We start from the raw sequence: 15926 nt of genomic DNA, 5'->3' as shown, positions 1-15926 counted from the left end.
TGGCTGGCGACTACCCGCTTCGGGTAGTCTTGGTTTGAAGCAGTATTCCCGTCATCAAAGGCGCGGGGAATTTTCAACAATGGGAGAACATGATGAATCAAAGTCGACGCACGCTGATGCGCATTACCTCGGTGCTGGGCGCGGCATTTGCCGCCGGGCTGCTCAAACCGTCCGATGTGTTCGCGGCCGAATGGAGCCAGAAAGTGTTCGACGCCAAAAGCCTGGAGGCGGTGGTCAAGGAGCTCGGCGGCGATAAATTCGTCATCAGCCCCGACATCTCGATCACCGGCCCCGACATTGCCGAAAACGGCGCCGTGGTGCCGGTCTCGGTCGCCAGCAAGGCGCCCAACACCGACTTCATGGCGATCCTGGTCGAAAAGAATCCGAACAGCATGTCGGCCAGCTTCAACATTCCGCCCGGTACCGAAGCGGCCGTGACCACGCGCGTGAAGATGGGTGGCACCTCCAATGTGCACGCGCTGGTGCGCGCCGACGGCAAATGGCTGGTGGCGACCAAGGAAATCAAGGTCACGCTCGGCGGCTGCGGCGGCTGAGCGGCTTTCCCATCATTCCCACCATCGACAAAGGAAACCATCATGGCTGATCCAATGCGCATTCGCGCCAGCGCCACCGGCGAGCTGGTTGAAGTAAAGATCCTCATGCGGCACGACATGGAAACCGGGCAACGCAAGGATGCGGCCGGCAAAGTCGTGCCCGCCCATTTCATCAAGACCCTGGTGGCCAAGGTCGGCGACAAGGTCGTGTTCGACGCCAACTTCGGCCCCTCGGTCTCGAAAGACCCGTTCCTGTCGTTCAAGTTCAAGGGCGCGGCCAAGGGCGACAAGGTCAGCGTGACCTGGGTCGACACGGCCGGCGACACCCGCACCGATGAAGGCACGATCACTTAAATCAGTCACGCACAATAACAAGGAGACGACCATGATCCACCGGCGCACAGCTGTGCTCGCTGCGGGACTGCTGACCACGCTAAGCGCGGCAGTCGCACAGACGTCCAGCACCGACGAGATTGCGAAGTACCGCCAGATGCTGGCCGACGGCAATCCCGCCGAACTGTGGGAAATGCGCGGCGAAGAACTGTGGAAGACCAAAACCGGGCCGAACAAGGTGTCGCTGGAGCAATGCGACTTTGGCAAGGGCCCGGGCGTGCTCAAGGGCGCGTACGCCGAACTGCCGTGCTACTTCAAGGATGTGAACAAGGTGATGGACCTGGAACAGCGCCTGGTGCATTGCCGCGTCAGCCTGCAGGGATTGACTCCGGCCGAGGCCGTCAAGACGCCGTTCGGCGCGGCCGGCAAGAAGTCCGACATCGAAGCGCTGGTGTCGTACATCACCGCCGAGTCGCGCGGCATGACCATGGCGGTCTCGACCGCGCACCCGATGGAACAGCGCGCCTACGAAACCGGCCGCAAGCTGTTCTTCCACCGTGGCGGCTCGCACGACTTCGCCTGCGCCACCTGCCATTCGGTCGACGGGCAGCGCATCCGCCTGCAGGAGTTGCCGAACATCCTCAACCCCATCAATGCCCAGGCCGCCTACACCACCTGGCCGGCGTACCGGGTCTCGCAAGGGGAAGTGCGCACCATGCAGCACCGCCTCACGGACTGCTTCCGCCAGCAGCGCTTTCCGGAGCCGCTGTACGCCTCCGACGCGCTGACGGCGCTGACGATGTTCCTGGCAAAAAACGCGAACGGTGGCGTGTACGCCGGTCCGGCCTTGAAACGATAGGGGATTGAACATGACACCAATCGCACGCATCATCCTGGCGACCTGCGGCGCCGCCACTCTTGCCGGCTGCGCCACGGTGGCGGCCGACACCGATTATCGTCAGGCCGCGCTCGACCTGATCCGGCAAGATTTCCGGTCGGCCGGCCCGGCCACGGTCGAACGCATCGCCGCCCAGGACGAATCCCAGCAACTGTGCAGCCAGTACCCGAGCGCGCGTCCGCCCGAGGTGTCGGCGCGGATCGAGGCGGCCCAGCTGGCGGCGGTCAAGCCGCCCGCCGACGGCAAGTACCTCGGCAAATGGCAGGAAGGCGAAAAGATCGCGCAGAACGGACGCGGCATGCAGTCTTCGGACGCCATCGGCGCGGTCAACGGAGGCAATTGCTACGCCTGTCACCAGATCACCAAGAAAGAAATCTCGTTCGGCAATATCGGCCCGTCCCTGTACCAGTACGGCAAACTGCGCGGCAACAGCGACGAGATCCTGAAATACACCTGGAACAAGCTGTACAACGCGCAAGCCTACAACGCCTGCTCGACCATGCCGCGCTTCGGCCATAACGGCGTGCTGACCGAAGCCCAGCTCAAGGACGTGATGGCGCTGCTGCTCGACCCCGCGTCGCCCGTCAACCAGTAAGCAAGGAGTCACCATGGGAATGAACCGGCGCGAATTTGCGCAACTGATGGGTATCGCCGCCGCCGGCGGCATGCTGCTGGGATCGAAAGCGGCACTGGGCGCGCCGTCGCCGGGCGCGCTGTACGACTTGCCACGCTTTGGCAATGTGCATTTCCTGCACTTTACCGATTGCCACGCGCAACTGAACCCGGTGCATTTTCGCGAGCCGAGCGTCAATCTCGGGATTGGCCAGGCCGCCGGCAAGATGCCGCACCTGGTCGGCGAAGCGCTGCTCAGGCAGGTCAACATCAAACCGAACACGCCGCAGGCGCACGCTTTCACCGCGCTCAATTTCGAGCAGGCCGCGCGCACCTATGGCAAGGTGGGCGGCTTTGCGCACCTGGCCACCTTGGTCAGGCAACTGCGGGGAGGGCGTCCCGGCGCGCTGCTGCTCGACGGCGGCGACACCTGGCAAGGTTCGGCCACGGCGCTCTGGACAAAGGGCCAGGACATGGTCGATGCCGGCCTGCTGCTGGGCGTGGACGTGATGACCGCGCACTGGGAGATGACCCTGGGCGACAAGCGGGTGCAAGAAATCGTCGGCAAGGATTTCAAGGGCAAGGTCGACTTCGTGGCGCAGAACGTCAGCACCACCGATTTCGGCGATCCGGTCTTCGCCCCGTATGTGATCAAGGAAATGAACGGCGTGCCGGTGGCGATCATCGGCCAGGCGTTTCCGTACACGCCGATCGCCAATCCGCGCTACCTGACGCCCGACTGGAGCTTCGGCATCCAGGAAGAAAACATGCAGAAGATGGTGGACGAGGCCCGCGCCAAGGGCGCCAAAGTGGTGGTGGTACTGTCGCACAACGGCATGGACGTGGACCTGAAAATGGCCTCGCGCGTGCGCGGCATCGACGCCATCCTGGGCGGCCACACGCACGACGGCGTGCCGCAACCGGTGATCGTGGCCAACGGCGGCGGCAAGACCCTGGTGACGAATGCCGGCAGCAACGGCAAGTTCCTCGGCGTACTCGACTTCGACGTGCGCGGTGGGCAGGTGCGCAACTTCCAGTACCGCCTGCTGCCGGTGTTTTCCAACTTCCTGCCGGCCGACAAGGACATGGCCGCGCTCATCAAGAAGATCCGCGCCCCCTTTGATGCCAAGCTCAACGAAAAACTGGCAATGACCCAAGGCACCTTGTACCGGCGCGGCAATTTCAACGGCACCTTCGACCAGTTGATCATCGACGCGCTGATGGACGTCAAGGGCGCCGACATCGCCTTTTCGCCCGGCTTTCGCTGGGGAACCTCGCTACTGCCCGACAGCCCGATCCTGATGGAACACCTGATGGACCAGACCGCCACAACCTATTCGTACAGCACCCTGACCGACATGAATGGCGCCACCATCAAGGCCATCCTGGAAGACGTGGCCGACAACCTGTTCAATCCCGATCCCTACTACCAGCAGGGCGGCGACATGGTGCGGGTGGGCGGCATGAGCTACGCGATCGACCCGAACGCCGCGATGGGGGCGCGCATCAGCGACATGCGCCTGCACGGCAAGCCGCTCGACGCCGGCAAGACCTACAAGGTGGCCGGCTGGGCGCCGGTGGCGGAGGGCGCGACCGGCGAGCCGGTCTGGGACGTGGTGGCGCAATGGTTGCGGCAGCAGAAAACCGTCACCCCGCGCAAGCTCAATACGCCGCGCCTGATCGGCATGCAGGGCAATCCGGGTATCATCGCATGACAGGCCGGGGCGCCGTGCCGCGCGTGCTCGCCCTGGCCGGCTGGCTGCGGCGCCAGGCGGCCCTGCTGGCGGTGCTGGCGCTGCTCGGGACCGACAGCATGGCCGCGGGCGAGCAGGCGCTGGCCGCGCCGCGCGACCTGGCCGCCGATGCGGCGCTGGCGGCGCAGCGCGGCCAACCCTTGTTGCTGCTGTTCTCGCTGCCCGGCTGCGGCTACTGCGACGTGGTGCGCCGCAATTACCTGCTGCCGCTCACGCGCGACGACGACGAACGAACACGTCCCGTAGTGCGCGAAGTCGGCCTGGCCGGCGCCACGCCCTTCACAGGATTGAACAGGGAGACGGTCAGCGGCGCCGCGCTGGCCGCGCGCTACCAGGTGCGCATCGCACCGACCGTGCTGCTGCTCGACGCTCACGGTGCGCTGCTGGCGCCGCCGCTGACCGGTGGCGACGTCTCGGGCATGTACGGTGCTTACCTCGACGAGGCGCTGGCGCAGGCACAGCGCAAGATTGCAGGACAATAGATAGCATGCGAAAGGAACTGCCATGAAATTCGCCATCCCGATCATCGCCTGCGTGCTGGCGCTGGCTGCTCCCGCAGCGGCTGTCGGCGCGCCGGCGCGCCCGCCCGTGCTCACTCCGATCAAGGTCTCGCCCCACGTGTACTACTTCCAGGGCCAGTCCGGCGTGGCGGACGGCGCCAACCAGGGCTTCATGTCGAACGCGGGCTTCGTGGTCACGCGCGACGGCGTGGTGGTATTCGATGCGCTCGGCACGCCGGCGCTCGGCGCGGCGATGATCAGGGCGATCCGCAAGGTGACCGCGCAGCCGGTGCGGCGCGTGATCGTCAGTCATTTCCATGCCGACCACTTCTACGGACTGCAAGCGTTCAAGGCGCAGGGCGCGCACATCTGGGCGCACGAGCAGGGACGCGCCTACCTGGCCTCGGACATGGCGGCCACGCGCCTGGCGCAGCGCAAGGAGGCGCTGGCGCCGTGGGTCGACGACGCCACGCGCCTGACCGGCGCCGACCGCTGGCTCAGTTTTGCCGACGGCAAGAGCATCGCCTTCGAAATGGGCGGCGTGCGCTTCAGGATCATCGATATGAGCGGCGCCCACGCGCCCGACGACATCATGCTGGCGGTCGACGACGACAAGGTACTGTTCGCGGGCGACCTGTTTTTCAGCGGCCGCATTCCTTTTGTGGGCGAGGCCGACAGCCGCGTGTGGCTCGACGCGCTCGAGCGCATGCTGGCGCTGGCGCCGCGTGCGGTCATCCCCGGCCACGGCGAGCTCTCGCGCAGTCCCGCCAAGGATATCGCGCTGACCCGCGATTACCTGACGTTCTTGCGCCGCGTGATGGGCGACGCGGTTGCCGATCTGGACTCGTTCGACGAAGCTTACGGTAAGATCGACTGGAGCGCGTTCGACAAGTACCCCGCGTTCGCGCAGGCTAACCGGCTCAACGCCTACGGCACCTATCTGCTGATGGAACGGGAAAGCCTGCAACAGAAGAAAATTCCGGCCGCACCCCGGCCTTGATTGTTTTGACAGGAGTTAGCATGCAATTGTTCCGCACCATGGCCGCCGTGATGGTCGTTGCCGCCGTCGCCGCCGCGCCGGCCAGCGCACTCGCGCGCGAAGAAAAAGTGGTTTATCACGTGACCGACAGCGCCAATGCGATGGGTGCCCTGGGCAATGTGCGCAATCACCTCAACGCCAGTCCGAAAGCGAAGATCGTGGTCGTCACGCACGGCCCCGGCATCGACTTCCTGCTGGAAGACGCCAAGGACAAGAACGGCAATCCCTACGACGCGGTGGTGCAGGAGCTGTCGAACCGCAACGTCAAGTTCAAGATCTGCAACAATACCCTGGAAGCGCGCAAGATCGAGCGCAAGCGCGTGCAGCCCGAAGCGACCATCGTCCCGTCCGGCGTGGCCGAAGTGGCACGCTTGCAAATCCAGGAAGAACACGCCTACATCAAGCCCTGAACCAGGCTCCCGGGCAGCAAGCCGCGGCGCGCAGGCGCGGGCGCCGTCACGCCCGTTGTCATTGCCGCATGGGGTGTTGCGCGGCGGCCTCGTTCGCTTAAACAAAGCCGGCCACGTTTGCCTTTGTCGATAGAATTCAATGTCCTGATGAAACATTTTGTTTGTCTCCGGGGGGCCGTACCGGCACCGCGCATTCACCACTATCGAGGTTGAGCACATGAAATTACGGAACAAAATGGCCTTGTGCATGGTGATCGTGTTCACCCTGTTTACGATTGCTCTGGGAGTCGCCATTGCGGGCATGCAGAATGCGACCACCAGGTTCGAAGGCTTCATCAGGCAGGACCAGGCCTTCCTCGGCGCCGGCACCAGCCTGTATGCCCAGGGTTTGCAAATGGGCCAGGCGCTGCGCAACATCATCCTGGCCCCGGAAAACCAGCAGGGCTACAAGAACCTGAGTGCGGCGCGCGACGAATTCCGCAAGGCGCACGGCACGGCGGTCGAGCTGGCCAGGGACGACCCGGCGGTGTCGCAAACGCTGGCAAAACTGAAAACCCTGCACGAGCGCCAGACCGACATCCAGGCCGCCGTGGTGGAACTGGCCAAGGCCGACCAGGCCGCCGCCATCAAAAAACTCAACGCCGACGAAACCCCGCTGTGGCGCCAGATGCGCGGCGACCTGCTGGAGCTGATCAAGTCGAAGAATGGCGCCGTCGACGCCGCCAAGGGCGAGCTGACCAGCCAGACCCGCGCCACCCTGATCCTGAGCCTGGCCCTGGCGGCCGTCGCCGTGCTGCTGGGCGCCGGCATCGCCTTCTGGCTGACCCGCAACGTCATGCACCAGCTCGGCGGCGAGCCGCACTATGCCGCCGAGATCGCCGGTTCGATCGCGGCGGGCGACCTGACGGTCTACATCGTGGTCGACGCCGACGCCGCTCCCGACAGCCTGATGGTCGCCATGCGCACCATGCAGCAGAGCCTGGCCGCGCTGGTGATGAAGGTGCGGGCGGGCACCGATACCATGTCGACCGCGTCCAGCGAAATCGCGGCCGGCAATATGGACTTGTCCGGACGCACGGAAGAGCAGGCCAGTTCGCTGGAAGAAACGGCCGCGTCGATGGAAGAGTTGACCACCACCGTGCAGCACAACACCGATAGCGTGCGCCAGGCCAACACCCTGGCCACGGCCGCGTCGGATGTGGCGATGCGCGGTGGCAAGGTCGTGGCCGAAGTGGTCGGCACCATGGGCTCGATCAACGAGTCGGCCCGACGCATCGCCGACATCATTGGCGTGATCGACGGCATTGCGTTCCAGACCAACATCCTGGCGCTGAACGCGGCGGTGGAAGCGGCGCGCGCGGGCGAGCAGGGACGCGGGTTTGCGGTGGTGGCGACCGAAGTGCGCAACCTGGCCCAGCGCAGCGCGGCGGCGGCGCGCGAGATCAAGGGCCTGATCGGCGACTCGGTCGAGAAGGTCGAGATCGGCAGCAAGCTGGTCGATACCGCCGGCTCGACCATGAAGGAAGTGGTGGACAGCGTGCGCCGTGTGACCGACATCATGGCCGAGATCACCACCGCCGGCCAGGAACAGAGCGCCGGCATCGTGCAGGTCAACCAGGCGATCGCGCAGATGGACAAGGTCACCCAGCAGAATGCCGCGCTGGTGGAGCAGGCCGCCGCCGCAGCGGCCTCGATGCAGGACCAGGCCAGGGAACTGAGCGCGGTGGTGGGGACGTTCACGGTGTCCGGCGCCGCGCATGCGCCGCGCCGGGTGGCGGCTCGTTCGGCGCCGGTGCCGGCCTTGCGTTAGGCGCTAAGCCATGGCGGCGGCGGGCGGCCTTACGACGCCTCGTCGGCGAGGAGGCCGCGTTCGCGCGCCAGCGGCTCGTTGTCGAACAGCGCCATGGCCGTCGTCATGCGCTTGAAACCGAAGCGGCGGTAGAAGGGCTCCTTGCCAGGCACGGCGTACAGCAGGATTTTCTTGTGTCCGTGCGACAGCGCGACCAGCCTGGCGACGATTTGCTTGCCCAGGCCCGTGCCCTGGTATTCGGGCAACACCGCGATATCGCACAGGTAGGACGTATCGACCCCATCGGCCAGAGCGCGGCCCGCGCCGACGATGCGCCCCTGCGCCCGTACGAAGCAGCAGTAACGGCTGTTGCCAAACACGATGGCAAGCTCGGCGGCAGGCTTGTCGCCGAGCGCGATCTTGTACAGCGCCGACAGCTCTTCCCAATCGATTGCATCGAGCGATTCCGTCCATTCCAGTGTCATTCGCGTAGCTCCTGTCCGATGGCCGGCCATGGGGGCGGCAAGCCGTTTGGGACATTATAGGACAGTCTTGCAGGATGGTTTTCGGTGGCCTGCCATCCCACTCCGCCCGTTCGGAAATCTAGATTTTCCGCGGCAACTGCCCCAGCAGCTGGCGCAAGGCGCCGTGTGCAATCGCCACATCGGGCGAGTCGTGCAGCAGGATCATGTATTTGCTGCGGAACTCGCCCGCCGCCCCCGCCGCCGCACCCGGACCGACCAGCTCCTCGATTGCCGCGCGCCAGCCGGCAATGGCCTCGCTGGTGAGTGTTTCCGGCTCGTCGAGCGCTTCGTCGAGCGCGGCCATCAGCGCCGACAGCGGCTGCAGCCACGCGAAATGCGGGTGATTGGTGATCAACTGCAAATGCTCCAGCGGACTGCCGACCGCGCCGAAATACACGGTTTCCACGTCGATCAGCGCCTTGTGCAGGGTGCGCAGGGCGCGCGGCACGGCTTGCAGGCTGGCGCGCAGGACGTCGCTCTCGTTGGTTCGATTCATTCGCTTCTTTCGATAACAGGTAACAGGATTCACGACAGCGTCAGGATGCCGCGCCGCAGCGCGATGGTGGTGGCGTGGGTGCGGTCCCTGGCGCCGAGCTTGGAAAGCACGGCGCTCACATGCGCCTTGACGGTTTCTTCCTTGATGGCGAGGCGGACGCCGACTTCGCGGTTCGAATTGCCGTCGGCGACCAGACGCAGCACTTCCAGTTCGCGCCCGGACAAATTGTCGCTGCCGAAGTAATTGGCCATTTCGGCCGCCACCTCGGCCGGAATGTAGCGGTGCCCGGCGTGCACGCGGGCAATCGCGTCGGCCAGGTTGAGCCGGATCGCGCATTTGAGCAGGTAGCCGCAAGCGCCGGCCCCGAGCGCGCGCGCAATGCGGGCGTCGCCCTTGTAGGTGGTCAGCACCAGCACGCGCGCGTTCGGTTCCAGCGCGCGGATCGCCAGCATCGCCTCGTGCCCGCCCATGACCGGCATTTGCAGGTCCATCAGGGTCACGTCCGGACGCAGGCTGGCGAAGCGTTCGAGCGCTTCCGCGCCGTTGGCGGCCTGGCCGACGATTGCGATGCCGCTGTCGCCGGCCAGCAGTGCGACGATGCCTTCGCGCAGCAAGCTGTGGTCGTCGGCAACCAGGACGCGGATCGGAGGGAGGGCGGCGGACATCGGGAATTGACTTTCTATCAATAAATGATCTGGATCATGCCATGCCGGCGCGCCTGCCGCTTGGATCAGTTTGCTGCGCAGCTATTGTTGCACAGCCACAATCCGTATCATGTTGTTATTTTCGCAACATTGAGTTTCTATGACCGCATGCCGACGCCGGTCCGGGCGCGCATTGGCGCTGCTGCTGGCGCTGTCCACAGTCCTGAGCGTCACGGCCGCCGCGCCGGTGCCCCGACCATTATCTTTTCCATGGCGCAGTCGCCGGACGGCTGGCTGTGGCTGGGCGCCAGTACCGGCTTGTTCCGCTTCGATGGCGTCAAGTTCGAACGCTACGCGCCGCGCACCGGCAGCCTCGACTCGCCCGGCATCTCGGCCTTGCTGGCCCTGCCGGACGGCGGATTGTGGATCGGCTACCGCAGCGGCGGCGTCGCCCTGCTCAAGGACGGCGCGCTGCGCCACTACGGCGCGGCCGAGGGCATGCCGCCATCGTCGCCGCACGCGATCCGGCGCGACCGCCAGGGCCGGGTCTGGGTGGCGAGTAAAGACGGCCTGTTTCGCCTGAACGGTGCGCGCTGGGAAAAGATGCCCGGCATCAGCGAGCGCGCCGAGCGCCTGGGCGCAAGCGTGCGCTGGACCTCGGCGCCGGGGCAGGGCAGCGAGGTGCGGCTCAGGCTGCCGGGGACCTTGCTGATGTAGCCTGGCCGGCCACACGTCCTAGGGTGCGGTGGCCAGGTAGGCCGAGACGGCGCGCATGTCGGCATCGCTGAGCTTGAGCGCCACTTCTTTCATCGCGCTGGCCAGCGGATTGTTGAACTTGGGCGCGTCGCGGTAGACCTTCAACTGTTCCAGCGTGTAGCCGGCCGGTTGCGAGGCGATGCGCGGGAATGGCGCCTGGCCGTGGCCCTGCGGCCCGTGACAACTGGCGCAGGCCGGTGCGCCATGGGCACTGCCGTGTTCGAAAAGCCGGCGGCCTTGCTGTTCCAGGGCGGCATCAGGCGACCGCTGGGGCTTGACCGGCTGGGCCGCGTAAAAGGCGGCCAGCTCGCACATTTCCGGCCCGGTGAGCAGCTCGGCGACGGCGCGCATCTGCGCATGCGGCCGTTCGCCGCTGCGAAAATTTGCCAGTTGCAGTTCAATATAGGCGGCCGACTGGCCCGCCAGGTTGGGATACAGCGCGGCGGCGGCCGTGTTGCCGGTCGCGCCGTGGCAGGCGGCGCAGCGTTGCAGCAGCGTCTTCGATGGCGCGGCGTTTACCGGAATGGCGAATGCGGCGAGCATCAGCGCCAGCGCGGCACTGGCTCGATGACGGAAAATTGCGGTTTGCATGATGAGGTCCTTTTCGCCCGGAACAGGCGGCTTGGGTAGCACCGGAGTATAGGAGGGCTTGCGCGCGAGGCAGTTATACTTTGGTATAGTGGAACAGCAAGCATAAGGGGGCATGAATGAACAAGGCGCTAACCCGTCCACAAAACGCCATCGCCACCGGACCGGATACGTGGATCGAACATGTGGCGCTGGCCGTGCCTTATCGGCAGGCTGTGCCGATCGACGATTTGCTGCCGGACCTGGCGGCCATGTGGGCGGCGCTGGAAACCCATTGCGTGGCCGGCTGCTGCGGGTTCGATGCCTTCGATTTCTCGGCCGATGGCGTGGGTGCATCGCTGTCCAAAGTGAATGCGGCGCGTACCTGCGAGGCGCTGGCAACGTTGCGCGAGAATCTGCTTGCCTTGCGCGCCAATGCCGTGTCCAGCAAGAGGCTGAATATGTTTTGCGATAAAGGCGAATTCCTGGCCCTGCTCGCTCACCTTGACAGCTGCTATCGCTCTGCAATACCCTGCGGACGCCGCAGGTGATCATGTCGGCCGATATGACGACAGCGCCATCGTCCCCGTTTCCCCGACTACAATGATAATGACAATCCCGAAAAAATCGATCACTGCGATGCTACTGCTGCATGGACTTAACCCCATGCCCGACACCAAGCGCAAACCCCTGCGCACCTCGGTTCGTCATGATGGGACGACGTACGATATCAAACCTTTCGAATCAGCGAAAAATACATGGTTTTCCCGTTGACGCCGCATTCCAATCCCCAGGAACGCTGGCAATTTCACATCATCAACAGGACAACTTATCATGAACATCGAAAAATTTGGCATGGGTATCTTCTATATCCATGATTTTCTCAGCCCCGAAGAATGCGCGCAGCATATCGCCGAAAGCGAAGCGATCGGCTACACGGCGGCCGGCCTGACCACCGGCAGCGGCGAGATGATGGCGCTCGATTTCCGCAACAACGGCCGCATCATCTACGATAACGCCGCGCTGGCCGGGCAGCTGTACCGGCGCGCCGCGCCCTTCCTGCCCCCGCTGCAGCGCGACTGGGAATTGAGCGGGTTTAACGAACGCTTTCGCTTTTACCGTTATCAGGACCAGCAGTTCTTCAAGGCGCACATGGACGGCAGCTACGAACGCAGCGAATCGGAGCTCAGTTTCCTGACCATCCTGTTTTATCTGAACGACGATTTCACCGGCGGCCATACCGATTTTGCGTGGGAGAGCATCAAGCCCAAAGCCGGTTCCGCCCTGGTATTCCCGCACCTGCAAATGCATCAGGGGTCGGCGGTGGAAAGCGGCACCAAATACGTTTTGCGCACCGATATCATGTACCGCGAACCGGCCGGCGCCATTCCTGACGCCGCCTGATTCTGCTAAGCTGCGGCTCCCGATCACGTGACATGAAACAACGATGGCCATTAAACTGAACCAGGAAACCGAGGAGCGGCTGCTGTCGTCCCTGCAGCGCTATTGCATGAAAAATTTCGATGAAGAGGTGGGCGTGCTCAAGGCGCGCCTGCTGCTCGACTTTTGCCTGCGCGAGATCGGCCCGTCGATCTACAACCAGGCCGTGCAGGATGCGCAAGCGGTAATGCAGGAAAAGATCGCCGAAGTCGATACCAACTGCTACGAGAGCGAATTCGGCTACTGGACCAAAAAGTAGCGTCTCAGCCCCTGCGCTCGATGATCTTTTGCATGGCTGCCATCAACGCATTCATGTCGTAGGGCTTGTTGAGCACCAGGTCGCCCGGCGCCACGCCCGGGTGGATTTGCCCCGTGGCAAACACCACGGCCAGCCCCGGCAGGATTTCGCGCACTTTTTCCGCCAGCACATTGCCGGGCAGCCCAGGCAGGCCGACATCGGTAATCATCACGTCGAAGCCGGTGCGCGCCACGGCGTCGAGCGCGCCCTGGGCATCGGTGGCATATTCCACCGCATGCCCCATCAGCTTGAGCATCTCGAAGGTGATGTCGCCGACCGCCGCGTCATCTTCGACCAGCAGCACGCGCAGCGCCGCCGGCGCCAGGGTGGCCGGCTGGTCCGGCAGGGTGAGCAGTTTCTGCTTTTGATTCGCCAGCACGTGGCGGATTTTCTTGGCCAGCGCTTCACGGGTATAGGGCTTGCCCAGCAGTTCCACGCCGGCATCGACTCGTCCGCCGTGCACGATGGCATTTTCGGTGTAGCCTGACGTAAACAACACCGCCAGTTGCGGCAAGCGTTCGCGCGCCTTGCGCGCCAGCTCCGGGCTGCGCAGCGGACCCGGCATGACCACGTCGGTAAACAGCAGGTCGACCTGCACGCCGCTGTCGATCACGGTCAGCGCGCTGGCGGCGTCGCTGGCCTTGAGCACGCGGTAGCCGAGGTCGCTCAGCATTTCCACCACGGTGGCACGCACCTGCTCGTCGTCTTCCGCCACCAGGATGGTTTCGGTGCCGCCGACATACACCGAATCGACCGGCAGCGCCTGCGCCTCTTCCATCTCGAACGAGCGCGGCAGGTAGATGCGGACCGTGGTGCCGTGTCCCTCTTCACTGTAAATCTTGACGTGCCCGCCCGATTGTTTCACGAAACCGTACACCATCGACAAGCCCAGCCCGGTTCCCTTGCCCTCCGGCTTGGTCGAGAAGAAGGGCTCGAACGCATGCGCCAGCACTTCCGGCGTCATGCCCTTGCCGGTGTCGCTCACGGCCAGCATCACGTATTGCCCGGCGTCGACTTCCGGGTGGCTGCTGGCATACATGGCGTCGAGCAGGGCGTTGCCGACCTCGATGGTCAGGCGGCCGCTGCCGTCCATGGCGTCGCGCGCGTTGATGGCCAGGTTGAGCAGCGCGTTTTCGACCTGGGCGGTATCGACCAGGGTGTTCCACAAGCCGCCCGACAGCACGGTTTCGATATCGATCGCTTCGCCCAGGCTGCGCCGCAGCATGTCTTCCATGCCGAGCACGAAGCGCCCGATCTTGACCACCTTCGGTTCGAGCGCCTGGCGCCGGCCGAAGGCGAGCAGGTAGCTGGCCAGCTTGGCGCCGCGTACGACCCCGGCCATGGCGTTGTCCACGCGCTGGGCCGCGCGCGGGTTGCCGTGCACATCTTTCGAGAGCAATTGCAGATTGCCGGAGATAACCTGCAGCAGGTTGTTGAAATCGTGCGCCACGCCACCGGTCAGCTTGCCGATGGTTTCCATTTTCTGGGCCTGCTGCAAGGCCAGTTCGGTCTGGCGCATCGCTTCGGCAGCCTGGCGCTCGGCCGTGATGTCGCGCCCGACCGCATGGATGAATTCATTGTCGGGGGCGGCGCTCCACGACAGGGTGCTGTAGCCGCCGTCGCGCCGGCGGTAACGGTTTTCGAAGCGGAAAGTGGCCGCGCCCGTGCCCAGCGATTCCACTTGTTGCGCGGTGGCGGCGCGGTCGTCCGGGTGAACCAACTCCATGAACGACTGTCCAAGCACGGTGTCGGCATCCCAGCCCAGCACCCAGCTGAAGGCGGGGTTGACGGCCACGATGCCGGCGTTAAAGTCGGCCACCAGCATGATGTCGGTCGACAGGCGCCACATGCGGTCGCGCTCGGCGGTGCGGGCGCCGACCTGCTCGGCCAGGGTGCTGTTGAGCCGTTCGAGCGCCAGCGCGCTGCTTTTGTGGTCGTCGATGTCGGTGTTGGTGCCGATCCAGCTGATCAGTTCGCCACTGTCGCTAAAAATCGGCAAGGCGCGCGACAGGTGCCAGCGAAAGGCGCCATCGGCGCGGCGGAGGCGAAATTGCGTCTCGTACACGGCGCGCTCGCCGATGGCGCTGGCCCACAGCGCGGCGGCGCTGGCCAGGTCTTGCTCGTCGACCAGGCTGGCCCAGCCGTCTCCATCGAGCGTGCCGGGCGCCGCGCCGCTGTAGGCATACACGCGGTCGTTGAACCAGTCGAGGTAGCCGTCGGCGCGCGCCGACCACACGTGGTTGGGCATGGCCTGCGCCCAGACCTGGAACTTGCGCTCGTTGGCGCGGGTCATCCGTTCGGCGTTGACGCGTTCGCTCACGTCCGCGCCCTGCACGAACACGCCCCAAATCGCGCCCTTGTCGTCGCGCACGGGCTGGTACACAAAATCGAGGAAGGCCTGGCGCGCGGGCGCGGCGGCGGTGGCCGAGATCGAAAATGCGACCTCGTTGCCGCGAAACACCTCGCCGCTGACGAACATGCGGTCGAGGTGCGCGATAAAGCCCTGTTCCGCCGCTTCCGGCAGCACGTCGCGCACGGTGCGCCCGATCACGTCGCGGTTGCCGACCAGGTCCAGATACGCCTTGTTGGCCAGGATGAATTCGTGCTGGGGGCCGCCCAGCAGCGCCATGAAGCCGGGCGCCTGTTCGAACATGCTGTGCAGGCGGCCGATTTCGCCGCGCGCATGGCGTTCGGCGCGCACCTTGGCGGTGGTGTCGATGACGACCGCGATCACGCCGCCGATCTGGCCGTTGTCGTCGAGCACCGGTGAATAGTCGAGGTTGAGCCAGAACTGTTCGAGCAGGCCGTTGCGGGTCCAGCTCAGTTCCTGGTCGCGATAGGTCAGGGTGCCGCCGTCAAACACCACGGCCAGCACATTCCGGTTGAACTCGGCCACATCGGGGAAACTCTCGCACACCGGCTTGCCCAGGATAGCCGGGTGGTTCGCTCCCGCAAACACCGAATAGGCGGCGTTGTAGAGCATCACGCCGTCGCGCCCCCACAGGAGCGTCATCGCCACCGGCGAGCGCAGCACCAGCGCAACGCCGGTTTTGAGCGCGGGCGGCCAGGCCGCGATCGGCCCCAGGGAGGTGGCGCCCCAATCGACAGCGGCGAAGGCGGCACCCATGCCGCCCTCGTCCGAAAGAAAAGCGGGAAGGCGGGCGGGGGAGGCGGGAGAAGTCATGAATGCGGGCGGTGATGTGGACGACGGCGGGCGCCGCGGTAGCGGAAAAGTATACCTTTTGCGACGAGTCTCAAGCACAAACTCTGTCCGGTCGCGGCGGTATCAGGCTGGAAAGGCGCTCGCGGCCG

18 protein-coding genes are annotated in these 15926 nt (G+C 64.9%); 13 read left to right on the top strand and 5 right to left on the bottom strand.

Annotated features, from left to right (window positions below; translation table 11 throughout):
* Nucleotides 1-92: 92 nt before the first annotated feature.
* From soxY to F2P45_RS27200, 9 genes are all read left to right on the top strand, one after another.
* Nucleotides 93-554, top strand: coding sequence for a thiosulfate oxidation carrier protein SoxY (gene soxY, locus F2P45_RS27240; RefSeq protein WP_166881354.1), 462 nt, complete (start codon nt 93-95; stop codon nt 552-554).
* Between the two features lie 42 nt (nt 555-596).
* Nucleotides 597-908, top strand: a complete 312-nt coding sequence (gene soxZ / locus F2P45_RS27235; protein ID WP_166881353.1) for a thiosulfate oxidation carrier complex protein SoxZ — start codon at nt 597-599, stop codon at nt 906-908.
* A 31-nt stretch (nt 909-939) separates the two neighbouring features.
* On the top strand, nt 940-1746 hold the full coding sequence (soxA, locus tag F2P45_RS27230) for a sulfur oxidation c-type cytochrome SoxA (RefSeq protein WP_166881352.1): 807 nt from the start codon (nt 940-942) through the stop codon (nt 1744-1746).
* Between the two features lie 10 nt (nt 1747-1756).
* The gene (soxX, locus tag F2P45_RS27225; protein ID WP_166881351.1) at nt 1757-2380 is read left to right on the top strand and encodes a sulfur oxidation c-type cytochrome SoxX; all 624 of its coding nucleotides are present in this window, start codon (nt 1757-1759) and stop codon (nt 2378-2380) included.
* A 19-nt stretch (nt 2381-2399) separates the two neighbouring features.
* Nucleotides 2400-4112 carry a thiosulfohydrolase SoxB gene (gene soxB / locus F2P45_RS27220; protein WP_166881369.1) on the top strand — a complete coding sequence of 571 codons (1713 nt, stop codon included), beginning with the start codon at nt 2400-2402 and terminating at the stop codon, nt 4110-4112.
* A complete protein-coding gene (locus F2P45_RS27215) occupies nt 4109-4633 on the top strand; it encodes a thioredoxin fold domain-containing protein (RefSeq protein WP_166881350.1) in 525 nt (174 codons plus the stop codon). The genes soxB and F2P45_RS27215 overlap by 4 nt, the downstream gene beginning before the upstream one ends.
* A gap of 22 nt (nt 4634-4655) precedes the next feature.
* Nucleotides 4656-5651, top strand: a complete 996-nt coding sequence (locus F2P45_RS27210) for an MBL fold metallo-hydrolase (protein WP_166881349.1) — start codon at nt 4656-4658, stop codon at nt 5649-5651.
* A 20-nt stretch (nt 5652-5671) separates the two neighbouring features.
* The gene (locus tag F2P45_RS27205) at nt 5672-6100 is read left to right on the top strand and encodes a DsrE family protein (protein WP_166881348.1); all 429 of its coding nucleotides are present in this window, start codon (nt 5672-5674) and stop codon (nt 6098-6100) included.
* A gap of 217 nt (nt 6101-6317) precedes the next feature.
* Nucleotides 6318-7910, top strand: coding sequence for a methyl-accepting chemotaxis protein (locus tag F2P45_RS27200; protein ID WP_166881347.1), 1593 nt, complete (start codon nt 6318-6320; stop codon nt 7908-7910).
* A gap of 29 nt (nt 7911-7939) precedes the next feature.
* Here F2P45_RS27200 and F2P45_RS27195 read toward each other — a convergent pair whose 3' ends face one another.
* From F2P45_RS27195 to F2P45_RS27185, 3 genes are all read right to left on the bottom strand, one after another.
* The gene (locus F2P45_RS27195; RefSeq protein ID WP_166881346.1) at nt 7940-8374 is read right to left on the bottom strand and encodes a GNAT family N-acetyltransferase; all 435 of its coding nucleotides are present in this window, start codon (nt 8372-8374) and stop codon (nt 7940-7942) included.
* A gap of 118 nt (nt 8375-8492) precedes the next feature.
* Entirely contained in the window at nt 8493-8909 is a 417-nt protein-coding gene (locus F2P45_RS27190) for a hypothetical protein (RefSeq protein WP_166881345.1), read from the bottom strand.
* A gap of 29 nt (nt 8910-8938) precedes the next feature.
* The gene (locus tag F2P45_RS27185; protein ID WP_166881344.1) at nt 8939-9574 is read right to left on the bottom strand and encodes a response regulator; all 636 of its coding nucleotides are present in this window, start codon (nt 9572-9574) and stop codon (nt 8939-8941) included.
* 147 nt (nt 9575-9721) lie between these two features.
* On the opposite strand from F2P45_RS27185, the gene F2P45_RS27180 reads away from it, so the two are divergent.
* Nucleotides 9722-10270, top strand: a complete 549-nt coding sequence (locus F2P45_RS27180) for a two-component regulator propeller domain-containing protein (RefSeq protein WP_166881343.1) — start codon at nt 9722-9724, stop codon at nt 10268-10270.
* A gap of 18 nt (nt 10271-10288) precedes the next feature.
* On the opposite strand, the gene F2P45_RS27175 is transcribed toward F2P45_RS27180, so the two are convergent.
* A complete protein-coding gene (locus F2P45_RS27175; RefSeq protein ID WP_166881342.1) occupies nt 10289-10900 on the bottom strand; it encodes a c-type cytochrome in 612 nt (203 codons plus the stop codon).
* Between the two features lie 116 nt (nt 10901-11016).
* Here F2P45_RS27175 and F2P45_RS27170 point away from each other — a divergent pair, with 116 nt between their 5' ends.
* From F2P45_RS27170 to F2P45_RS27160, 3 genes are all read left to right on the top strand, one after another.
* On the top strand, nt 11017-11427 hold the full coding sequence (locus F2P45_RS27170; RefSeq protein ID WP_166881341.1) for a DUF6331 family protein: 411 nt from the start codon (nt 11017-11019) through the stop codon (nt 11425-11427).
* A 283-nt stretch (nt 11428-11710) separates the two neighbouring features.
* The gene (locus tag F2P45_RS27165) at nt 11711-12280 is read left to right on the top strand and encodes a 2OG-Fe(II) oxygenase (RefSeq protein WP_166881340.1); all 570 of its coding nucleotides are present in this window, start codon (nt 11711-11713) and stop codon (nt 12278-12280) included.
* Between the two features lie 43 nt (nt 12281-12323).
* Nucleotides 12324-12575: a DUF2164 domain-containing protein gene (locus F2P45_RS27160; RefSeq protein ID WP_166881339.1), complete on the top strand. Its 252-nt coding sequence runs from the start codon at nt 12324-12326 to the stop codon at nt 12573-12575.
* Nucleotides 12576-12579: 4 nt separating this feature from the next.
* Here F2P45_RS27160 and F2P45_RS27155 read toward each other — a convergent pair whose 3' ends face one another.
* Nucleotides 12580-15798 carry a hybrid sensor histidine kinase/response regulator gene (locus F2P45_RS27155; RefSeq protein ID WP_166881338.1) on the bottom strand — a complete coding sequence of 1073 codons (3219 nt, stop codon included), beginning with the start codon at nt 15796-15798 and terminating at the stop codon, nt 12580-12582.
* Between the last annotated feature and the right edge of the window lie 128 nt (nt 15799-15926).

Source organism: Massilia mucilaginosa, from assembly GCF_011682145.1.
GTDB classification, from domain to species: domain Bacteria; phylum Pseudomonadota; class Gammaproteobacteria; order Burkholderiales; family Burkholderiaceae_D; genus Telluria_A; species Telluria_A mucilaginosa.
Note: the sequence above shows the minus strand (reverse complement) of the source record. Positions and strands in the feature narration are given on the sequence as shown.